Source organism: Micromonospora sp. CNZ303 (genome assembly GCF_004345505.1).
This window is the reverse complement of record NZ_SLVT01000002.1, coordinates 136113-154286: the sequence shown is the minus strand read 5'-3', so window position 1 is coordinate 154286 and position 18174 is coordinate 136113. Positions and strand designations below refer to the sequence as shown.

Sequence of the window (18174 nt, the reverse complement as noted above, 5' to 3'; positions counted from 1 at the left end):
TCGCTTCGCTGGGCGCGGTCGCGCGGGCGGCTGAACGTGATGGTGACCTCGCCTTGCCCGGCCACGTGACCTCCTTGACGCACCGCTGCACCAGGCCCGCCGAGGCGGGCCCGGTCCGCTGTAGTTACCTCACCTGAGAGCCTACGTCGAATCGCGGCCCCAACCTTCTCGGAGGCCGCCCTGTGGGATGCGATCCAGCGAGATTCCACCCCGATTTGAGGCGTTTCCGTCCACCCGCCGTAATCCAGATCACCGGCCGTGGGGCGGGTGGGGCGCCGACCCGGTCGGACCGGGGCCGCCCGGGTCACTCGGTCGGTGCCGTGGACGGCCCACCCGCCGGGGCGGTCATCCGCCGCCGCAGGGAGGTGGTCGCCAGCGTGAGGGCGAACACCACCAGCAGCGTGGAGACCACGATCAGCAGGATCGCGGTCCGCCGTGCCGAGCCACCTCCGCCGTCGCCGCCGACGGCCGCGGCGTCGGCGGCGAGCACGCCCTGCGACCCGGTCGGCGCGGGCGGCGAGGCCACCGGGGTCGCCAGCGCGGCGGCGGCGGTGATCCGGAAGCTCATCTGCACCTGCCGGGCCCGGCCGCTGCGCGGGTCGAGCTGGCCGAGCACCGCGCCGGCCAGCGGGGCCTGCCGCTGCGCCTCGGGGGTCGCGGAGACCGGCAGCCGCAGCTGCGCGGTCCGGCCGGCGGCGAGGGTGCCCAGCTTGCAGCGCGTACGGGAGGGGTCGACCGTGGTGCATCCGGACGGGGGCGTCGGCACGGTCACCCCGGCCGGCAGGACCACCTCGATCCGGCCCTCGGCATCCACCTTCCCGGTGTTGCCCAGGCGCACGTCGAGCCCGCTCGACCCGCCGCTGATGTCGAAGGAGACCGCGTCGGCGTCCAGCCTGATCCCCGGCACCGGCGGGCCGGGCGGGAAGAGCACCGCGAACCCCTCGTCGTCGCCCACCGGGCCGGGCACGCCGGGGGCGGTCGCGGTGACCCGGACGGAGCCGCTGAGCGGCATCCGCTTCCAGGCGTCGCCGTCGACGCGTACCCGGAGCAGGGTGCTGAACCGGGCGCCGGGCGCGCTGGTCCACTCCCCGCAGCGGTGCTCCCCGCCGCCGACCGGGGCGCAGCCCGCGGTGCCGGCGTCGGAGAGTCCGGCCGGCAGCGTGTAGGACAGCCCGATGCGGGCGGGCGTGGCGCCCGTGTTCGTGATGGTCACCCGGAGCGTGGTCACCGTGCTCGGCGCGTTCCAGTACGCGGCGGTCAGGGTGATGTCGTCGGTCGTGACGCTGACCCCGGACAGGGGCGCCGGCGGGGTGGCGGCGGGCGCGGAGGGCCGGACCGGCGGCACCGACGGCGCCGGGGGCGGTGCGGCGGTGGTCGGTGCGGCGGTGGTCGGCGCCGGCTGCTCCGGGGCCGTCGTCGTCGGGGCCGGCTCGGTCGTCGTGGCCGGTGGCGTGGTCTCCGGCGGCGGCGCGGTGGTCGAGGGCGCCTCGGTGGGCACCGGCCCCGTGTCCGTCGGATCCGCCGTAGGCGTGTCCCCGCCCGGCTCGCCGGCCGGCTCGGTCGCGATGGAGGCGGCCCGGGCGGCGGTCGGGGCGGCGGTCGCCCAGCCGGGCACCGCGGCGACGGTCAGTCCGACCGCGAGGCCGATCGCCAACAGGGGCACGGCGCGTCGGTCACGCGCCCGCCGGCCGGGCCGTACGTCCACGCGAGCCATCTGTCCTCCGGTGACGATGAGTGAGATCCCAATATTCGACAATTGTTGCCAGAGGGCACTAGTCCCGCCGGGAAACGAATCCGTAACGGGTTCGACCCGGGCCGCGACGAGGAGCGGTAGGCTCAGCGACCGTGACCGGTTACCTGGGCTCGTACGCGACGCTCGGGCTGTTGTTGCTCGCCAGCGTCCTCTTCTTCGTTACGGCGTTCTCGGCCAACCGGGTGTTACGTCCTGCCCGTCCGGCGGATCCCTTCGGCAAACGCACCAGCTACGAGTGCGGCCTCGACCCCGTCGGCGCCGACTGGGCGCAGATGCAGATCCGCTACTACGTGTACGCGTACCTCTACGTGTTGTTCGCCGTGGAGTCGGTGTTCCTCTTCCCCTGGGCGGTCGTCTTCGACCGGCCGGGGTTCGGCATGGTCACGGTCGTGGAGATGGCGGTCTTCGTCGCGGTGCTGGCGCTCGGCATCCTCTACGCCTGGCGCAAGAACATCCTGCGCTGGTCCTGACCTCGGCCTCGGTCAGCCCCTCACCGCCCTGTCCCGGCGCGGGCGGCCGACGGTCGCCCCGCCGTCCCCGTGCGGCGACGGTCAGGCGAGGCCGCGCCGGGTCAGCGTCGGCGGACGGTCGCCCCGGATCGAGGCGACCATGTCGAGCACCCGCCGGGTGGGGCGGACCTGGTGCGCGCGGAACACCCGGGCGCCCAGCCAGGCCGAGACCGCCGTGGCCGCGAGCGTCCCCTCCAGCCGTTCGGCCACCGGCAGGTCCAGCGTCTCGCCGATGAAGTCCTTGTTCGACAGGGCCACCAGCAGCGGCCAGCCGGTGCCGGAGAGCTCGCCGAGCCGGCGGGTGATCTCCAAGGAGTGTCGGGTGTTCTTGCCGAAGTCGTGCGCCGGGTCGATCAGGATCCCGTCGGCGCGTACGCCCAGCGCGACCGCGCGGTCGGCGAGCCCGGTCACCGTCGTGAGCACGTCGGCGACCACGTCGTCGAAGGCCGCGCGGTGCGGGCGGGTCCGGGGCGCCAGGCCGCCGGCGTGCGAGCAGACCAGTCCGGCGCCCGTCTGCGCCGCCACCTGGGCCAGGGCCGGGTCGGCGCCGGACCAGGTGTCGTTGAGCAGGTCGGCGCCCGCCGCCACCGCCTCCACCGCCACCTCGGCCCGCCAGGTGTCGATCGAGATCACCACGTCGGGGAAGGCGGCCCGGACGGCGGCGATGGTCGCCACCGTGCGACGGATCTCCTCGGCCACGTCGACCTCGGCGCCGGGACCTGCCTTGACCCCGCCGATGTCGATGATCTCGGCGCCCTCCTCGACCGCCCGTTCCACGGCGCGCAGCGCGCTGTCCTGCGCGAAGGTCGCGCCCTGGTCGAAGAACGAGTCCGGCGTGCGGTTGACGATCGCCATCACCACCAGCTCGTCCGGGCCGAACGTGCGCCCACCGAGCCGAAGCGCCCCGGCCATGCCGCCTCCTGAAGGTCCGCCGCCGACCCGTCCCCGCCGTCGGCCGATGACGACGCTAGCCGGTCCGCCCGGGTCGGGCCCCGCCGGTCCGCCGTCGCCGCCTCCCGTACCGGCGCGTCGGGCGGAGGGTCATCGGCACGGATCCGGGGCGCGGCGGGTGGCGGGGTCGCTCCCGGCGGTTCGACATGCCACGATCTGTGCATGGGTCAGGTTCTGCTCCTGCTGGTTGTGGCGTTGACCGTCGCGGCGGTCGTGTTCGGGGTGACGGTGCTGGTCTCCGGCCGGGATCCCGGCCTGGTGCCGGCCGAGCCGGACGGGCGGTCCGTGCCGCTGCCGGCGTCCCGCCCGCTCGCCGAGTCCGACGTGGGCGAGGTCCGGTTCGACACCGCGCTGCGGGGCTACCGCATGGCCCAGGTCGACCACGCGTTGCGCCGGGCGGCCTACGACATCGGCTACAAGTCCGAGCTGATCGGCGTGCTGGAGGCGGAGGTCGCCGCGCTGCGCGAGGGGCGGACGGCGGATGCCGACGCCCTGCGCCGGGCGCGGGAGCAGGCGGCCGGGGCCGCCGCGGCCGAGCCGTCGCCGGAGGCCCGGGGGACGGTGCCGGTCGGGGCCGACCGCCCGGACGCGCCGGGGGACACCGACGTGGTCGTCGCGCCGATCCCCGCGTTCGCGGGCCCGACCGCCGCGTCGGCGGCGAAGGACGCGACCCCGGCCGGCTCCGCAGCCGCCAGGGACCCCGGCGACGCGGCCTTCGCCCGGCCCGGCGCCGACCGCGCCGCGGACCGGACCGGCGACGCCGCCGTGGATCGGACGGGGGCCGGCGACGCGGCCGTGGATCGGACGGGGGCCGGCGACGCGGCCGTGGACCGACCCGGCGCGGGCGAGACCGCCGTGGACCGGACCGACGAGGACGACACCGCAGTGGACCGGCCCGACGAGGGCGACGGCACGACGCGCCCGGCGGGTGACGCGACCAGCCCCGGCCCGGTGGTCGGGTCGGGGTCGGAGTCGAAGTGACCGGTCCGGAACCCGGCGACGACCTGCGCGACGTGGCGCAGCCCGGCGCGGGCGAGGTCACCGCCACGGTGATCGTCGACGCGCCGGCGGAGCGGGTCTTCGCGGCGCTGACCGCCTGGGAGCGGCAGTCGGACTGGATCCCCTTCACCACCGTCCGGGTGGTCGAGGGCGACGGCGGCGAGGGCAGCCTGGTCGAGGCGGTCACGGCGCTCGGCCCCGCCGTGCTGCGTGACGAGATGCGGGTGGTCCGGGTGGACGCGCCCTACGAGGTGGGCGTGGTGCACTGCGGGAAGCTGCTGCGCGGCCCCGGCGTGCTCCGCTGCACGCCGCTGGAGCGGAACCGCACCCAGGTGGTCTGGCACGAGTGGTTCCACCTGCCCGGCGGGCCGGCGGGCCGGGTGGCCTGGCCGGTGCTCTGGCCCGGGTCGAAGTTCAGCCTCAGCCAGGCGCTGAAGAAGTTCGGTCGGCTGGTGGAGCAGGGCCGGCTCCCCTGACCGGGGCGGCCGGGGATCATGCCCCGTCGGTGACCTGGCTTGATCGACTCGACGTCGCCGACATCGGGGTGTCGGCGTGACCGGGACGCCCCGATGTCGGCGAACCCGGGCGGACCGGGCCCGGCGGCCGGGGCGCGGCGCGGGGCCGCAGGGCGCGGACCCGTCGGGGCCGTGCCCTAGCGTGGACGCGTGACTGACCTGGTGATCGGCGCCGACGGGCTGCCGCGATGCGGCTGGGGGCACAGCACCCCCGACTACGCCGCCTACCACGACACCGAGTGGGGCCGGCCCCTGCGCGGCGACGACGCGCTCTACGAGCGGCTCACGCTGGAGGCGTTCCAGTCGGGGCTGTCCTGGCTGACCATCCTGCGCAAACGTCCCGCGTTCCGGCTGGCCTTCGACGAGTTCCGGATCGAGACCGTGGCCGACTACGGCGACGCCGACGTCGCCCGGCTGCTCGCCGACGCCGGCATCGTCCGCAACCGGGCCAAGATCGAGGCGGCGATCGCCAACGCCCGGGCGGCGCTGGAGCTTCCGGAGGGGCTCTCCGCGCTGCTCTGGTCCTTCGCCCCGCCGCCCCGGCCGGCCCGACCCACGTCGTTCGCGGAGGTGCCGGCGCTGACCGCCGAGTCCACCGCGATGGCCAAGGCGCTCAAGAAGCGGGGCTTCCGCTTCGTCGGCCCGACCACGGCCTACGCGCTGATGCAGGCCACCGGGATGGTCGACGACCACCTTGCGGGCTGCCACGTCGTGGCGGTGCGGGCGGCGTGATGGGATGGAGGCCATGACGACCGACACCGCGCACCGGGTGGACGGGGCGCGCCCCGCCGACGGCACGGGCGCCTGGGCGGTGCTGCTGCCCACCGGGCGCTACGAGGCCGAGCGGCTCGTCCACCACGACACGCTCGAGTTGACCGGCCTGGCCGACGCCGCCCGGCCCCGCCCCGGCGACCGGGTGGCCGTGCTGGTCGACGCGCCGCCCCGGCTGGTGGCGCTGGGCCGGGTCACCGGGGCCGGTGGCGAGGAGCGGGAGGACCCGGACGACCCGCTGTCCGAGCGGGTCGAGGCGCCGCTGGTGGTGGCGTACACCCGGCGGGCCTTCGACGAGCCGGTGCCGGCCGACGCGCTGGCGCTCGACGGGCCGGTGACCGCGCTGGACCCGGCGGCCTTCGGGGCCCTGGCCGACCGGCTCGGCCCGCCGCCGCAGCGGCGCTCCTGGCTGGTCAGCCTGGACCTGCCGATCGAGGCCGCGTCGCCCGCCGAGGCGGTCCGCCTGTTCTGGGCCTACGTGCAGGAGCTGGGCCCCCGCGAGCTGCCGGCCTTCGTCTCGCCCTCCGGCGACCAGCTGGCCATGCAGGCGTTCGTGCTCGGCGCGGAGGCCAACCAGGATCCGGAGGAGGACGACTGAGCCGACCGGCGACGGCCGCCCGGCCCACCGGCGCGTGGAATGCGGGGGCGGGCCGGCCCGGGGGAGGCGTCAGCGGCCCTCGAAGACCGGCTTCTGCTTGTTGACGAAGGCCAGGGTGCCGGCGCGGTGGTCGGCGGTGCCCCCGCAGATCGACTGCGCCTGCGCCTCGGCGGCCAGGGCGTCGGCCAGCGTGCCCGCGTCGGCGATGGAGAGCTGCCGCTTGATCGCCCCGTACGCGACGGTCGGGCCGGCGGCCAGCCGGGCGGCCAACTCCTGCGCGGTCGGCAGCACCTGCTCGTCGTCCTCCACCAGGCGGTTGAGCAGCCCGATCTGGCAGGCGTCCGTGGCGCCCACCGGCTCGGCCAGCATCAGCAGCTCGATGGCCTTGGCGTGCCCGACCAGCCGGGGCAGCGTCCAGGAGGCGCCGGTGTCGGCGGCGAGCCCGACCTTGGCGAACGCCATCAGGAAGCTGGTCGACGGCCCGCCGATGCGGATGTCGGCCAGGAAGGCCAGCGAGGCGCCCGCCCCGGCGGCCATCCCCCGCACGGCGGCGACCACCGGCTTGGGCAGGTTGGCCAGCCGGGCGGCGATCGGGTTGTAGTGCGCGCGGACGGTGTCCAGCGGGTTGCCGTCGGTGGACTCCAGGGTCTGCACGTGCTCACGGAGGTCCTGGCCGGCGCTGAACGACCGACCCGCGCCCGCGAGCACCACCGCGCGGCAGGACCGGTCGGTCTCCAGTTCGGCCAGCGTGTCGCGCAGCGCCTCCTTGAGCGCGACGTCGAGCGCGTTCATCGCCGTGGGGCGGTTCAGTGTCAGGGTGACGACGGCGTCGGTGCGGTCGACGAGCAGCGGCTCGGTCACTTCTAACGACCCTTCTGTCGGGCGATGCGGTTGCCGGAGTCGAGGCACTGCTCGACGTACCGGTCGGCGGCCGGCCGCAGCCGCGCCGCGTGCCGGTCGAAGAAACTGGCCGCGGCGGTGCCGGGCCAACGCTCGGGGAGCAGCGCCGGGGGCAACTGCGGGTCCCGGAACAGGAAGGTACGCCACGCGTGCACGAGCCGGAACCGGGCGGCGTACGCCTCCTCGTCGAGGCTGCGCACGGTGACCCCGGCCAGCAGCGGTCGCTGCTCGGCGACGAACTGCTCGTACGCCTGGCCGATCTCCGCCAGGTCCCAGGCGCGGCGCACCACGCCCATCGCGCCGGGGGTGCCGGCGGTGTGCGCGGCGGTGAACCGCTCATAGCGCACGCCCGCCTCGTCGAGCAGCACGTCCACGTCCTCGCCGGGCCGGGTCGCCACCCAGGTGCACTCGTCCAGGGCGCCGTAGCCGAGGAAGGTCAGGTTGGCGGCGAGCCGCTGCCGGTCCCGCCGGGACAGGGGAGCCTCCAGCACCAGCAGGTCGAACCGCCCGTCCCAGGTGATCCGGCCCGTCCGGTAGATCCGCGCCGCCGCCTCGTCCAGCCGGCGGGCGGCTTTCGGAGTGATCGAATATCCCGGCCCGGAGGTCAGCCGACAGGGGTCGAGCCACCCCTGGCGGACCATCCGGGAGACCGCCGTACGCACGGCGGGCGGGGCGATCCCGAGCGGCGCCAGCAGCCTGACCAGGGCGGCGACGGGTGCCCGGCCGCCCCTCGCCCGGAGGTGGTCGCCGTACAGGTCGAAGAGTGCCGACCGTGCCTGCATGACCGCACATTGTGACAGGCCTTCTCAGGATAAGCTAGATGCTGTTACATCAATGCTGCTTCGGTTTGGGTCCGGCGGTGTTCATCAGGGAAAATCGTTGGTCGACACCCCCGCGTAGGTTGCGGTGGTCAAGACGAAGTGGCTGTGGGGCAACCCACCGACCCTGGTGTAGGTCTGAGGGGAGACAACATGGCGGCGATGAAGCCGCGGACGGGCGACGGTCCGCTGGAAGTCACCAAGGAGGGCCGGGGCATCGTCATGCGCGTCCCGCTGGAGGGCGGTGGCCGGCTCGTCGTCGAGATGACTCCCGACGAGGCCAACGCGCTCGGTGACGCACTGAAGGCAGCCGCCGGCTGACCGAGGAACGGTCCGCGCGTCCGCGTGGGCCTTTCGTCAACCCCTGAGCCACCGGCCCCGCCGGTGGCTCAGGGTCTTCATTCTCCCGCGGAGCCACGCTCCGCGAGCTTCCTGGAGGTACGGCTCCGCGTGCTCGCCATCCGTCTGCTCGCCGAGCCGGACCGGCTCGACACCCTCGTTCTGCCCGTCCGGCCAGGTGCGGCCGGCGACGAACCGGCCCGACCGGCCCCGACCGGGGCGACGCTGCCCGACGGCGTGGCCGAGGAGGCCGACGCCCTCGTGCCGGCGGCCCGACTGACCGGGCGCCCCGGTGAGGTCCAGGCGCAGCTGCGACCCGGGCGGGACCCCGGCCGGCTGCTGCTGCTCGGCGTCGGCGAGGGCGACGAGGCGGGCTGGCGGGCAGCCGGTGCGGCTCTGGCCCGGGCGGCGAAGGATGAGATCCACGTCACGTTGGCCACGCCGGCCGACACCACCGAGGCGTCCGTACGCGGTCTGGTCGAGGGGCTGCTGCTGGCCTCGTACCGGTTCCGGCTGACCGACGCCGGCACCGCCCCCGCCCTGGCGGAGGTCGACGTCGTGGTGACCGACCCGGACGCGCACACCACGGCCCTTGAGGTGGCCCGGACGACGGCCCGGATGACCCGGTTCGCCCGCGACCTCACCAACACTCCCTCGTCGGTGAAGAACCCGCAGTGGTTCGCCGACCAGGTCGCCGCCCTCGCCGCCGACGTGCCCGACCTGCACCTGCGGGTCCGCGAGCCGGAGGAGTTGGCGGCCGAGGGCTTCGGCGGGATCCTCGCCGTCGGAGGCGGCTCGGCCAGCGGCCCGCGCCTGGTCGAGCTGGACTGGCGGCCGGCCGACGCGCGTACCCACGTGGTGCTGGTCGGCAAGGGGATCACGTTCGACACCGGCGGCATCTCGATCAAGCCGGTGGCCTCGATGAAGCTGATGCGCAAGGACATGGCGGGCGCGGCGGCGGTGGTCGCGGCCACCCTCGGCGCGGCGGCCCTGCGCCTGCCGGTCCGGGTCACCACGCTCGCGCCGCTGGCGGAGAACATGCTCAGCGGCTCGGCGTTCCGTCCGGGCGACATCATCCGCCACTACGGCGGTACGACGAGCGAGACCACCAACTCCGACGCCGAGGGGCGACTGGTCCTGGCCGACGCGCTCGCGTACGCCGTCGCCGAACTCCAACCCGACCTGCTGGTCGACCTCGCCACGCTCACCGGGGCGAACGCGGTCGCGCTGGGCAAGCGCACCGGCGCCCTCTACAGCGACAACGACGGGCTCGCCGCGGACGTGCTGGCCGCTGTCGCCGCCGCCGGCGAGGCCGCCTGGCGGATGCCGCTGCCCGCCGACTACGCCGAGCACCTCGGCAGCGACCTGGCCGACCTGCACAGCTCGCCGGACCGGGGCGCCGGGTCCGTGATGGCCGCGCTCTACCTGCGGGAGTTCACCGGCGGGCTGCGCGACCGGTGGCTGCACGTGGACATGTCCGCGCCGTCGTGGGCCGACGGCGACGACGCCGAACTGACCCGGGGCGCGACCGGCTGGGGCGTACGCTCGCTGCTGCGCTGGCTGGGCTCGCTGGGTTGACCGTCCGGCGGCGCCCGCCCCCGGCGGGCCCCCGGTCAGCGGCGGGTCAGCACTTGACGGCGGCGAGCAGCCCGTGGCCGACCGGCAACAGCGCCGGGATCCAGTGCTCGGACTCCCGGATGGCCTTGATCGCCTCGCGGACGGTCACCGTCTCGACGTCCCGGGCGGCGGGGTCGCCGATCCGGCCGCCGGCCAGCGTGCCGTTGAGCGCGACCACGCCGCCCGGCCGCAGCAGCCGCAGCGCGGCGTCCACGCAGGCGGCGAACCCGGTCGCCTCCGCGTCCACGAAGACCAGGTCGTACGCGCCGTCGGCGAGCCGGGGGAGCACGTCCAGCGCCCGGCCGGTGATGATCCGGGTGCGACCGGCGGCGAAGCCCGCCTCGGTGAAGATCCGCCGGGCGATCCGCTGGTGCTCGACCTCGACGTCGATGGTGGTGAGTACGCCGTCGGCGCGCATGCCGCGCAGCAGCCAGACCCCGCTGACTCCCGTGCCGGTGCCGATCTCCACCACCGCCCGGGCGCTGCCGGCGGCGGCGAGCAGTCGCAGCGCCGCGCCGGCGCCGGGGGTCACCGCCTCCAGGCCGACCTCGTGGGCCAGGCTGCGGGCGGTGCGCAGGACGAGGTCCTCGGTCACGTACGACTCGGCGAAGTGCAGGGTCTGGGCCGTCGAATTGCCGGAACCGGCGACCGTGGCGATGGGACACCTCCGGGCGGCATGCGTGGTGCGGGGGCGGGTGGGCACTGTGAGCCTAGAGGCGACGTCGAACGGGCGCAGCCGCGCGTCCGCCACCCGACGATCACGGTCGGCAACCGGTGACTCCTTCCGCGGCATCCGTGTAATCCTGGAAGCGGTGTTCCGGCCAGCGCGACCGGGCGACGCTGTCGCCGGGTCCGTGGAGCGCGGGATCCGGGGATGGACTGGGAGGGCACCGACGTGACCGACGGCTGGGACTGGCGCCAGCCCGGAGGAACTCCGGCGCCGGCGCGACCGCCGGTGCCCGGACATCCGCCGGTGGGGTCGCCGCCGACGCCTCCGGGCGCCGGGGGCGGCACGACTTCGCCCTGGTGGTCCGACGCGCTGGCCGATCCGTGGCGCGACCCGACCGCGCCGGCCGCCGTGGTGCTGCCGGCCGCGCCGAGCCCCGGCACCGAGCCGGAGCCGGTCAGCGACCCGGACGCCCCGGGCCGGCCGACGCTGCGGCAGCTCCTCCTCATCCCGTTGATCACCGCGCTGCTCGCGGGCAGCCTGGGCGGCGCGCTCGGGTACGCCTTCGCGGTGCGCGGGGGCGCCGTGGCCGGCACGGTGCTCGGCGCGGACCCGCAGGCGCCCGGGCTGGCCCAGCGCAGGCCCGAGTCGCTGGCCGGGGTCGCCGAGCGGGTGCTGCCCAGCGTGGTGACCGTCCGGGTGGCGGGCCTCGGTGGCACGAGCGAGGGCTCCGGCTTCATTGCCAGCGCCGACGGGCACGTCATCACCAACGACCACGTGGTCGCGGGGGCGACCGGCAAGGCGTCGGTGGTCTTCAACGACGGCAGTTCGGCCCCGGCGACCGTCGTCGGGCAGGACCCGGAGTCCGACATCGCGGTGATCAAGGTCTCCCGGACGGGCCTGCGGCCGGTCGAGTTCGGCGACTCCGACGCGCTGGCCGTGGGCGACCCGGTGCTGGCCATGGGCTCGCCGCTCTCGCTGGCCAACACGGTCACGGCCGGCATCGTCAGCGCCCTGGACCGGACGATGAGGGCCGGCGAGCCCGGCGGCCCGACGCGCTACTACGCGGCGATCCAGACCGACGCGGCGGTCAACCACGGCAACTCGGGCGGTCCGCTGGTCGACGGCGCGGGCCGGGTGATCGGGGTCAACTCGACGATCAAGTCGCTGGTCTCCGAGGGGCAGGAGGCGGGCAACATCGGCCTCGCCTTCGCCATCCCGATCAACCAGGCCAAGCGGATCACGCAGGACATCATCGGCACCGGCAAGGCCCGGCGCACGGTGATCGGCGCCCAGGTCGGCGGGTCCGGCGCGGGCACCGGAGGAGCCGGCGTACGCCTGGCGGCCGTGGAGCCGTCCGGCCCGGCGGCCGGCGCGGGGCTGCGGGCCGGTGACGTGATCCTGAAGCTCGACGGCCGGCCGATGACCGAACCGACCGACCTGATCGCCCTGGTCCGTAAGTTCGCGCCCGGCGCGGTGGTGACCGTGGAGTACCGCCGGGGCACCAACCGGCAGAACGCCTCCGTGACCCTGGCCGCGGACGCCAAGTAGGGACCGGTCACCCCCTCCCCGACCGGTGCCCCACGTGCGTAGTCTTGCTGCTGACGCCGAAGGAGGCCCGCGCAGTGTTCGAGAACCTGAACTGGTGGGAGATCGGTGCGCTGCTGCTCCTGGCGCTGCTGATCTTCGGTGACCGGCTGCCCGCGGTGATCAGCGACGGCCTGCGCATGGTGCGCAACCTGCGCGCGATGGCCAGCAACGCCACCACCGACCTCAGTCGCGAGCTGGGCACCGACATCCAGCTGGAGGACCTGCACCCGAAGGCGTTCATCCGCAAGCACCTGCTCAGCGAGGAGGACGAGCAGGCGATCCGGAAGCCCCTCCAGGGCGTCTACGACAACCTGCGGGCGGACGTCACCGGCGTGCACAACGAGCTGAAGGACGTGGCCTCCGCCGCCGACGTGCGCGCGAACGGCAGCCGCCCGGCGACCGCCACCGGCGCCGCCCCGGCCCCGGCCCCCCGGGTCAGCTACGACGACGCGACCTGACCCCGGGTCAGCTGTACGACGACGCGACCTGACCCCGGTCAGCGGCGAGGTCGCGCCGACCCGACCCCGGCCCGCCTCGGCGCCGCCATGGACGGCGACGGGGGCGGCGCTCCCGGGGGAACGCCGCCCCCGTGCGGGTGGCGACAGCGCCGGCCGTGGCCGGCGTACGGTCAGCGGCCGGCGGGCTTGAGGCCCAGCGGCTTGCCGAGCAGCGACTCCCGGCGCAGGGCGAGCCGGTCGGCGACCTGGCCCAGCGCCTTCGCGGCCGGCGACTCCGGCTCGGCCAGCACGATCGGGGTGCCCACGTCGCCGGCCTCGCGCACGCGGGTGTCGAGCGGGACCTGCCCGAGCAGCGGCACCTGCGCACCGATGGTCTTCGTCAGCGACTCGGCGACCGCCTGGCCGCCGCCCGCGCCGAAGACCTCCATCCGGGAGCCGTCCGGCAGCTCCAGCCAGGACATGTTCTCGATGACGCCGACCACGCGCTGGTGGGTCTGCAACGCGATCGCGCCGGCCCGCTCCGCCACCTCGGCGGCGGCGGTCTGCGGGGTCGTGACGATCAGGATCTCGGAGTTGGGCAGCAGCTGGGCCAGGGAGATCGCCACGTCGCCGGTGCCCGGGGGCAGGTCGAGCAGGAGCACGTCCAGCTCGCCCCAGTAGACGTCGGCGAGGAACTGCTGCAACGCCCGGTGCAGCATCGGGCCGCGCCAGACCACGGCGGCGTTGCCGGCCGTGAACATGCCGATCGAGATGACCTTCACGCCGTGCGACTGCGGCGGCATGATCATGTCCTCGACGCGGGTCGGGCGCCCGTCCGCGCCGAGCATCCGGGGCACCGAGTGGCCGTAGATGTCGGCGTCGACCACGCCGACGGAGAGCCCACGGGCGGCCAGCGCGGCGGCCAGGTTGACCGTCACGCTGGACTTGCCGACGCCGCCCTTGCCGCTGGCGACCGCGTACACGCGGGTGCGGGAGCCCGGCTGGGCGAACGGGATGACCGGCTCCTGGGAGGCGCCGCCGCCGCGCAGCTTCGCCTGGAGTTCCTGGCGCTGCTCGGGGCTCATCACGCCGAACTCGATCGCCACGCCGGTCACCCCGGGCACCGCGCCGACGGCGGCCGTGATGTCCGAGCGCAGCTTGTCCTTCAGCGGGCAGCCGGCGACGGTGAGCAGCAGCTCGACCCGTACGACGCCGTCGTCGCCGATCTCGGCGGAGCGGACCATGCCCAACTCGGTGATGGGCCGGCGGATCTCCGGGTCGTTGACGGTGGCCAGCGCGGCCTGGATCGCGTCGGAGACGGTGCTGACGGGTGCTGACATGCCCGCAATGCTACGTCGGTGGTCGTGCCCCACCGCCGTAGCGGGGGGCGGTGTGAGCGAATCGATGGCGGCGGCTGCGCCGGGCGGCATACCGGACGAAGCGGGACGATCGAGTCGGTCCCGCCGGGCCGGCCCGGGGCGGGCGGCGTTCGGGCCGCTCAGGCCTCGGCCTCCCGGCCCTCCGGGCGGCCGTCGTGGGCGTGATCGCCGTCCAGGTCGTCGCGGGGCTCCTCCAGCCCGTCGCCGTGCTGCGGGACCCTGTCCTGCTGCCGGCGCTCCAGCCGCTGCCGGCGCCGGCCCGCCTCGTCCAGCTCCTCGGCCAGCCGGGCCAGCTCCGAACGGAGGAAGTCCCGGGTCGCGACCTCGCCCATCGCGTTGCGCAGCGCGGCGATCTCCCGCGCCAGGTACTCCGTGTCGGCCTTCTGCATGGTCGCCCGGCGGCGGTCCTCCTCCAGGGAGACCCGGTCCCGGTCGGCCTGCCGGTTCTGCGCCAGCAGGATCAGTGGGGCCGCGTAGCTGGCCTGGAGGGAGAGCACCAGGGTCAGGAACGTGAAGGTGTACGGGTCGAAGCGCAGGTGCGCCGGGGCCAGGGTGTTCCAGCCGAACCACAGCGCGATCACGATCGTCATGTAGACGATGAAGTTCGCGGTGCCCATCCCCCGGGCGATCCCCTCGGACCACCGGCCGAAGGCCTCCGGGTCGAACCGGGGCAGCTTGACGCCCCGGGGCTCGCGCGGCTGGTCGAGCCGCTGCGCCCGCCGCTGCTCAGCCATCCGCGCCGTCCAGCGTCGGCCCGGCGGTGGACGGGCGCTCGGCGGCGTCCCGGTCCCGCCAGTCCCGGGGCAGGAGGTGGTCCAGCACGTCGTCGACCGTGACCGCGCCGACCAGCCGGTTGTTGCGGTCGATGACGGGCATGGCGACCAGGTCGTACGTGGCCATCCGGCGGGTGATCTCCGGCAGCGGGGTGGTCGGCCGCAGCGGGTCGATGTCGTTGACCACGATGCCGCCGAGCAGGTCGGCCGGCGGCTCGCGGAGCAGCCGCTGGAAGTGCACCATGCCGAGGTAACGGCCGGTCGGCGTGGTCATCGGCGCCCGGGACACGAAGACCTGCGCGGCGATCGCGGGGGAGAGCTGCGGTTCCCGGATCCGGGCCAGGGCCTCGGCGACGGTGGCGTCCGGCGGCAGGATGACCGGCTCGGAGGTCATCACGCTGCCCGCCGTTCCCGGCGTGTACTTGAGCAGCTGACGCACCGGATCGGCCTCGCCCGGCTGCATCAGGTCGAGCAGCACGTCCTGCTCGGGCGGCGGCAGCTCACTGAGCAGGTCGGCGGCGTCGTCCGGGTCCATCTCCTCCAGCACGTCGGCGGCCCGCTCGCGGTCCAGCGCGGCCAGGATCTCCACCTGGTCGCGTTCCGGCAGCTCGCTCAGCACGTCGGCCAGGCGCTCGTCGTCCAGCGCGGCGGCGACCTCGTTGCGCCGGGTGTCGGGGAGATCCTGGAGGGCGTTGGCGAGGTCGGCGGGGCGCATGTCCTCCAGGACCGAGAGCAGGTTGGCCGTGCCCCGGCTGTCGGCGATGCCGCTGAGCCCGCGTACCCGCTCCCACTCGACCTGGTGCAGGTGGCCGCGGCGGGCCAACCGGCCGGTCTGCTCGCGTACGGCGACCCGGGCCAGCGACCACTCGCCGCCCCGGCTGCACTCCATCGCCACGTCGACCACGGAGCCCGACTGCCCGCCGGGCTCGACCTGCACCCGCCGGTCCAGCAGCTCCTGGAGCACGAGCAGCTCGTTCGGGCGCTTCTCGAAGCGGCGCAGGTTGAGCGTGCCGCTGCCGAGCACGACCGCGTCGGCGTCGATGGAGGTGATCCGGTTCAGCGAGAGGAAAATGCGCCGCCGCATCGGCATCTCGGCGACGAGACCGACCACCTCGGGCGGGCGTTGCGTCGGCCGCAGCCTGCCCACCGCGTCGCGGACCCGGCCCACCTGGTCGCCGTTGGGATCGAAGACGGCCACCCCGGCGAGCCGGGCGAGGTAGACCCGGGTCGGCGTGCTCACGGGCACCAGCCTAAGCGCCTAGTGTTTATCAACATGTCGACCTTGGCCTACGAGATCGTGGACGTCTTCACCGACCGCCCGTTCGCCGGCAACCCGCTGGCGGTGGTGTTCGGCGCCGAAGGGCTGGCCACCGAGCAGATGCAGGCGCTCGCGCTGGAGTTCAACCTCTCCGAGACGGTGTTCGTGCTCCCGCCCACCCAGGTCGGCGCCACCTACCGGGCCCGCATCTTCACCCCGGCCGAGGAGCTGCCCTTCGCCGGTCACCCCAGCGTCGGCGCGGCGGTGACCGCGAGCCGGCGTGGGATGTTCCGTGTGGGGCAGGTCACCCAGGAATGTGGGGCGGGCGTGCTGCCGATCGAGGTGACCGCGACCGGGGCCACGCTCACCGGCGGCGTACCCACCCTCGGCCCCGAGCTGGACCCGGAGCCGCTGCTGGAGATGGCCGGCCTGGACGCGGACGACCACGTCGGCCCGGCGCCCCGGGTGGCCGGCTGCGGGCTGGAGTTCCCCTACCTCCCGGTCCGCCCGGACGCGGTGGCCCGCGCACGGGTCAACGCGGCGGCGGCGCAGCGGTACGGAGTGGAGCACGTCAGCGTCTTCTCCTGGGACGCCGCCGCTCAAACCGCCCACGCCCGGGTCTTCGTCCCCGGGCTCGGCGTGCCGGAGGACCCGGCCACCGGCTCAGCGGCCCTGGGCCTGGGGGTGTGGCTGGTCGCCAGCGGCCTGCTGCCCGCCGACGGGCGCGCGGAGTACACCGTCCACCAGGGCATCGAGATCACCCGCCCGTCCGTGCTGGCCTGCACGGTGACCGCCGAGGACGGTCAGGCGGTGAGCGCCACCGTGGCCGGGCACGTCGTACCGGTGGCCCGGGGCGAGATCATGGTCCCGCCGTTCGTCGGCTGACCTGCGCGATCCGTCCGCCGGACCGGATCGTCCGGCGTCGTGCCCGTGCCGTGCGCCCCGACCGCGTCCACGGCGGCGCGCGGCCGGACCCCGGGCGGCACTGACGGGACGGGGGCGGATGCGGGAGGATGCGAGGGTGACCGACGCGGAGCGGACCAGCACGCCGCTGGTCGACGAGGCGATGAAGAAGGCCGCCGTGGCCTGGGTGAGCGTGCCCGGCGGGCCGGCGCTCGCGCTGTGGTGCCTGCCCCTGGAGGGGGCGCTCTTCGTGGTCAGCGGCCCCGGGGAGCAGTCCGCCCCGGGGCTGGCCGACGCGACCGAGGCGCAGGTCACCCTGCGCGGTGACCACGGCGGGCGGATCGTCACCTGGCCGGCGCGGGTGAGCCGCCTGGCGCCGGGCACCGAGCACTGGCAGACGACCGCGCCGCTGGTGGCCGCGAAGCGGCTCAACGCGCCCGGGCCCACGGCGGAGCTGGTGGAGCGCTGGGCGGCCGACGGCTGCGCGGTGAACCGGCTGGAGCCGGCCGGCGAGCCGCTCGCCGGCGCCGGGCTGCCCGCGGACTCGCTGGCCGAGGTGCCCCGCGAGACGCCGGCGGTCCGGGCGACCCGCAAGCCGTTCCGCCTGCACCGGGTCCGCCGCCGCTGAGACGTCCGGCCCGGGTCCCGGGCTTCACGCGGGGGCGCAACCCGCCGGCACGGGCACGCCCGGCCGCGCCGGCACCCCGCCGACGAGATCGACCACCTCGTCGAGCGAGCGCAGCACCGGCCCGGTCCAGGCCTCGTCGGCGTTGAACACCATGTGCCCGGCCAGGTCCGGCGCGGCCAGTCGCACGGCTGTCATCCCGGCCCGCTCCGCCCCGGTCAGCTCCTGGCTGCCGCCGTCGCCGACGTAGAGGCAGTCCGCCGGCGCCAGGTCGAGCCGCCGGCACGCCGCCTGGTAGAGCGCCGGGTCCGGCTTGCAGCGCCCCACCTGCACGGAGAAGACCCGCACGTCGAGCAGCGCGGCGATCGGCAGTTGCGGCAGGAACGCCGGCAGCTCGTGCGTGCAGTCGCTGATCACTCCCGTACGCAGGCCGAGCCCTCGCAGCGCGGCGAGCGTGGGCACCGCCTCGTCGCGCAGCCGGGTGTCGGCGCGGATGGCCCGGTGGCGGGAGGCGACCGCCGAGCGGACGGCGTCGTCGGAGGGGTGCACCCCGGCCTGCTCGCAGACCCAGCGCAGGGTCGCCTCGGCGTTGCCGAGCCGCCCGCAGGCCCGCTCGTAGTAGGTGCGGTCGAGCACGTCGACGAGGGTGCGCGGGGCGCAGCCGAGCAGCTCGGCGGTCGACCGGTGGGCCTCGCCCCGCTGGACGGAACGGGTCAGCGTGCCGAAGAAATCGAACAGGACCGCCTGGTAGGTGGGCATGGGGGAGCGCCTC

Annotated in this window: 19 protein-coding genes and 1 pseudogene; 11 read left to right on the top strand and 9 right to left on the bottom strand. The window is 75.3% G+C overall.

Going from position 1 to position 18174, the window contains the following annotated elements:
- Positions 1–304: 304 nt before the first annotated feature.
- On the bottom strand, positions 305–1714 hold the full coding sequence (locus EV374_RS03995; protein WP_132231664.1) for a hypothetical protein: 1410 nt from the start codon (positions 1712–1714) through the stop codon (positions 305–307).
- Positions 1715–1845: 131 nt separating this feature from the next.
- Between EV374_RS03995 and ndhC the strand changes: the two genes are divergently transcribed.
- Positions 1846–2223, top strand: coding sequence for an NADH-quinone oxidoreductase subunit A (gene ndhC / locus EV374_RS03990; RefSeq protein WP_121396759.1), 378 nt, complete (start codon positions 1846–1848; stop codon positions 2221–2223).
- An 81-nt stretch (positions 2224–2304) separates the two neighbouring features.
- Here the strand turns inward: ndhC and folP are convergent, their stop codons facing one another.
- A complete protein-coding gene (gene folP / locus EV374_RS03985; protein ID WP_132231662.1) occupies positions 2305–3174 on the bottom strand; it encodes a dihydropteroate synthase in 870 nt (289 codons plus the stop codon).
- A 201-nt stretch (positions 3175–3375) separates the two neighbouring features.
- On the opposite strand from folP, the pseudogene EV374_RS03980 reads away from it, so the two are divergent.
- From EV374_RS03980 to EV374_RS03965, 4 genes and pseudogenes are all read left to right on the top strand, one after another.
- Positions 3376–3738, top strand: a pseudogene (locus tag EV374_RS03980) (DivIVA domain-containing protein); the annotation flags it as partial.
- Positions 3739–4190: 452 nt separating this feature from the next.
- Positions 4191–4688, top strand: coding sequence for an SRPBCC family protein (locus EV374_RS03975; protein ID WP_132231660.1), 498 nt, complete (start codon positions 4191–4193; stop codon positions 4686–4688).
- Positions 4689–4877: 189 nt separating this feature from the next.
- The gene (locus EV374_RS03970) at positions 4878–5459 is read left to right on the top strand and encodes a DNA-3-methyladenine glycosylase I (protein ID WP_132231658.1); all 582 of its coding nucleotides are present in this window, start codon (positions 4878–4880) and stop codon (positions 5457–5459) included.
- Between the two features lie 13 nt (positions 5460–5472).
- Positions 5473–6096, top strand: a complete 624-nt coding sequence (locus tag EV374_RS03965) for a hypothetical protein (protein ID WP_132231656.1) — start codon at positions 5473–5475, stop codon at positions 6094–6096.
- A gap of 69 nt (positions 6097–6165) precedes the next feature.
- Here EV374_RS03965 and EV374_RS03960 read toward each other — a convergent pair whose 3' ends face one another.
- Positions 6166–6957 carry an enoyl-CoA hydratase-related protein gene (locus EV374_RS03960; RefSeq protein WP_132231654.1) on the bottom strand — a complete coding sequence of 264 codons (792 nt, stop codon included), beginning with the start codon at positions 6955–6957 and terminating at the stop codon, positions 6166–6168.
- Between the two features lie 2 nt (positions 6958–6959).
- A complete protein-coding gene (locus tag EV374_RS03955) occupies positions 6960–7778 on the bottom strand; it encodes a PaaX family transcriptional regulator (RefSeq protein WP_089002167.1) in 819 nt (272 codons plus the stop codon).
- Positions 7779–7967: 189 nt separating this feature from the next.
- Between EV374_RS03955 and EV374_RS03950 the strand changes: the two genes are divergently transcribed.
- Positions 7968–8135, top strand: a complete 168-nt coding sequence (locus EV374_RS03950; RefSeq protein WP_007455245.1) for a DUF3117 domain-containing protein — start codon at positions 7968–7970, stop codon at positions 8133–8135.
- Positions 8136–8264: 129 nt separating this feature from the next.
- Complete coding sequence (locus tag EV374_RS03945) at positions 8265–9731, top strand: M17 family metallopeptidase (protein ID WP_132231652.1); 1467 nt, start codon at positions 8265–8267, stop codon at positions 9729–9731.
- A 46-nt stretch (positions 9732–9777) separates the two neighbouring features.
- On the opposite strand, the gene EV374_RS03940 is transcribed toward EV374_RS03945, so the two are convergent.
- Positions 9778–10365 carry an O-methyltransferase gene (locus EV374_RS03940; protein WP_089003702.1) on the bottom strand — a complete coding sequence of 196 codons (588 nt, stop codon included), beginning with the start codon at positions 10363–10365 and terminating at the stop codon, positions 9778–9780.
- 279 nt (positions 10366–10644) lie between these two features.
- Here EV374_RS03940 and EV374_RS03935 point away from each other — a divergent pair, with 279 nt between their 5' ends.
- The gene (locus tag EV374_RS03935) at positions 10645–11988 is read left to right on the top strand and encodes a trypsin-like peptidase domain-containing protein (protein WP_132231650.1); all 1344 of its coding nucleotides are present in this window, start codon (positions 10645–10647) and stop codon (positions 11986–11988) included.
- Between the two features lie 74 nt (positions 11989–12062).
- Positions 12063–12485, top strand: coding sequence for a twin-arginine translocase TatA/TatE family subunit (locus tag EV374_RS03930; RefSeq protein WP_132231648.1), 423 nt, complete (start codon positions 12063–12065; stop codon positions 12483–12485).
- 170 nt (positions 12486–12655) lie between these two features.
- Here EV374_RS03930 and EV374_RS03925 read toward each other — a convergent pair whose 3' ends face one another.
- The 3 genes from EV374_RS03925 to EV374_RS03915 form a co-directional block, all read right to left on the bottom strand.
- A complete protein-coding gene (locus EV374_RS03925; RefSeq protein WP_132231646.1) occupies positions 12656–13804 on the bottom strand; it encodes an Mrp/NBP35 family ATP-binding protein in 1149 nt (382 codons plus the stop codon).
- 158 nt (positions 13805–13962) lie between these two features.
- Positions 13963–14577 carry a DUF1003 domain-containing protein gene (locus EV374_RS03920; protein WP_132231644.1) on the bottom strand — a complete coding sequence of 205 codons (615 nt, stop codon included), beginning with the start codon at positions 14575–14577 and terminating at the stop codon, positions 13963–13965.
- Positions 14570–15856: a magnesium transporter MgtE N-terminal domain-containing protein gene (locus EV374_RS03915; protein WP_132231642.1), complete on the bottom strand. Its 1287-nt coding sequence runs from the start codon at positions 15854–15856 to the stop codon at positions 14570–14572. The genes EV374_RS03920 and EV374_RS03915 overlap by 8 nt, the downstream gene beginning before the upstream one ends.
- A gap of 33 nt (positions 15857–15889) precedes the next feature.
- Between EV374_RS03915 and EV374_RS03910 the strand changes: the two genes are divergently transcribed.
- Both EV374_RS03910 and EV374_RS03905 read left to right on the top strand, forming a co-directional pair.
- Positions 15890–16759: a PhzF family phenazine biosynthesis protein gene (locus tag EV374_RS03910; RefSeq protein ID WP_132231640.1), complete on the top strand. Its 870-nt coding sequence runs from the start codon at positions 15890–15892 to the stop codon at positions 16757–16759.
- 118 nt (positions 16760–16877) lie between these two features.
- Positions 16878–17405: a hypothetical protein gene (locus EV374_RS03905; RefSeq protein WP_486485561.1), complete on the top strand. Its 528-nt coding sequence runs from the start codon at positions 16878–16880 to the stop codon at positions 17403–17405.
- Between the two features lie 24 nt (positions 17406–17429).
- Here EV374_RS03905 and EV374_RS03900 read toward each other — a convergent pair whose 3' ends face one another.
- Positions 17430–18161 carry an HAD family hydrolase gene (locus EV374_RS03900; RefSeq protein ID WP_132231636.1) on the bottom strand — a complete coding sequence of 244 codons (732 nt, stop codon included), beginning with the start codon at positions 18159–18161 and terminating at the stop codon, positions 17430–17432.
- Positions 18162–18174: the final 13 nt, after the last annotated feature.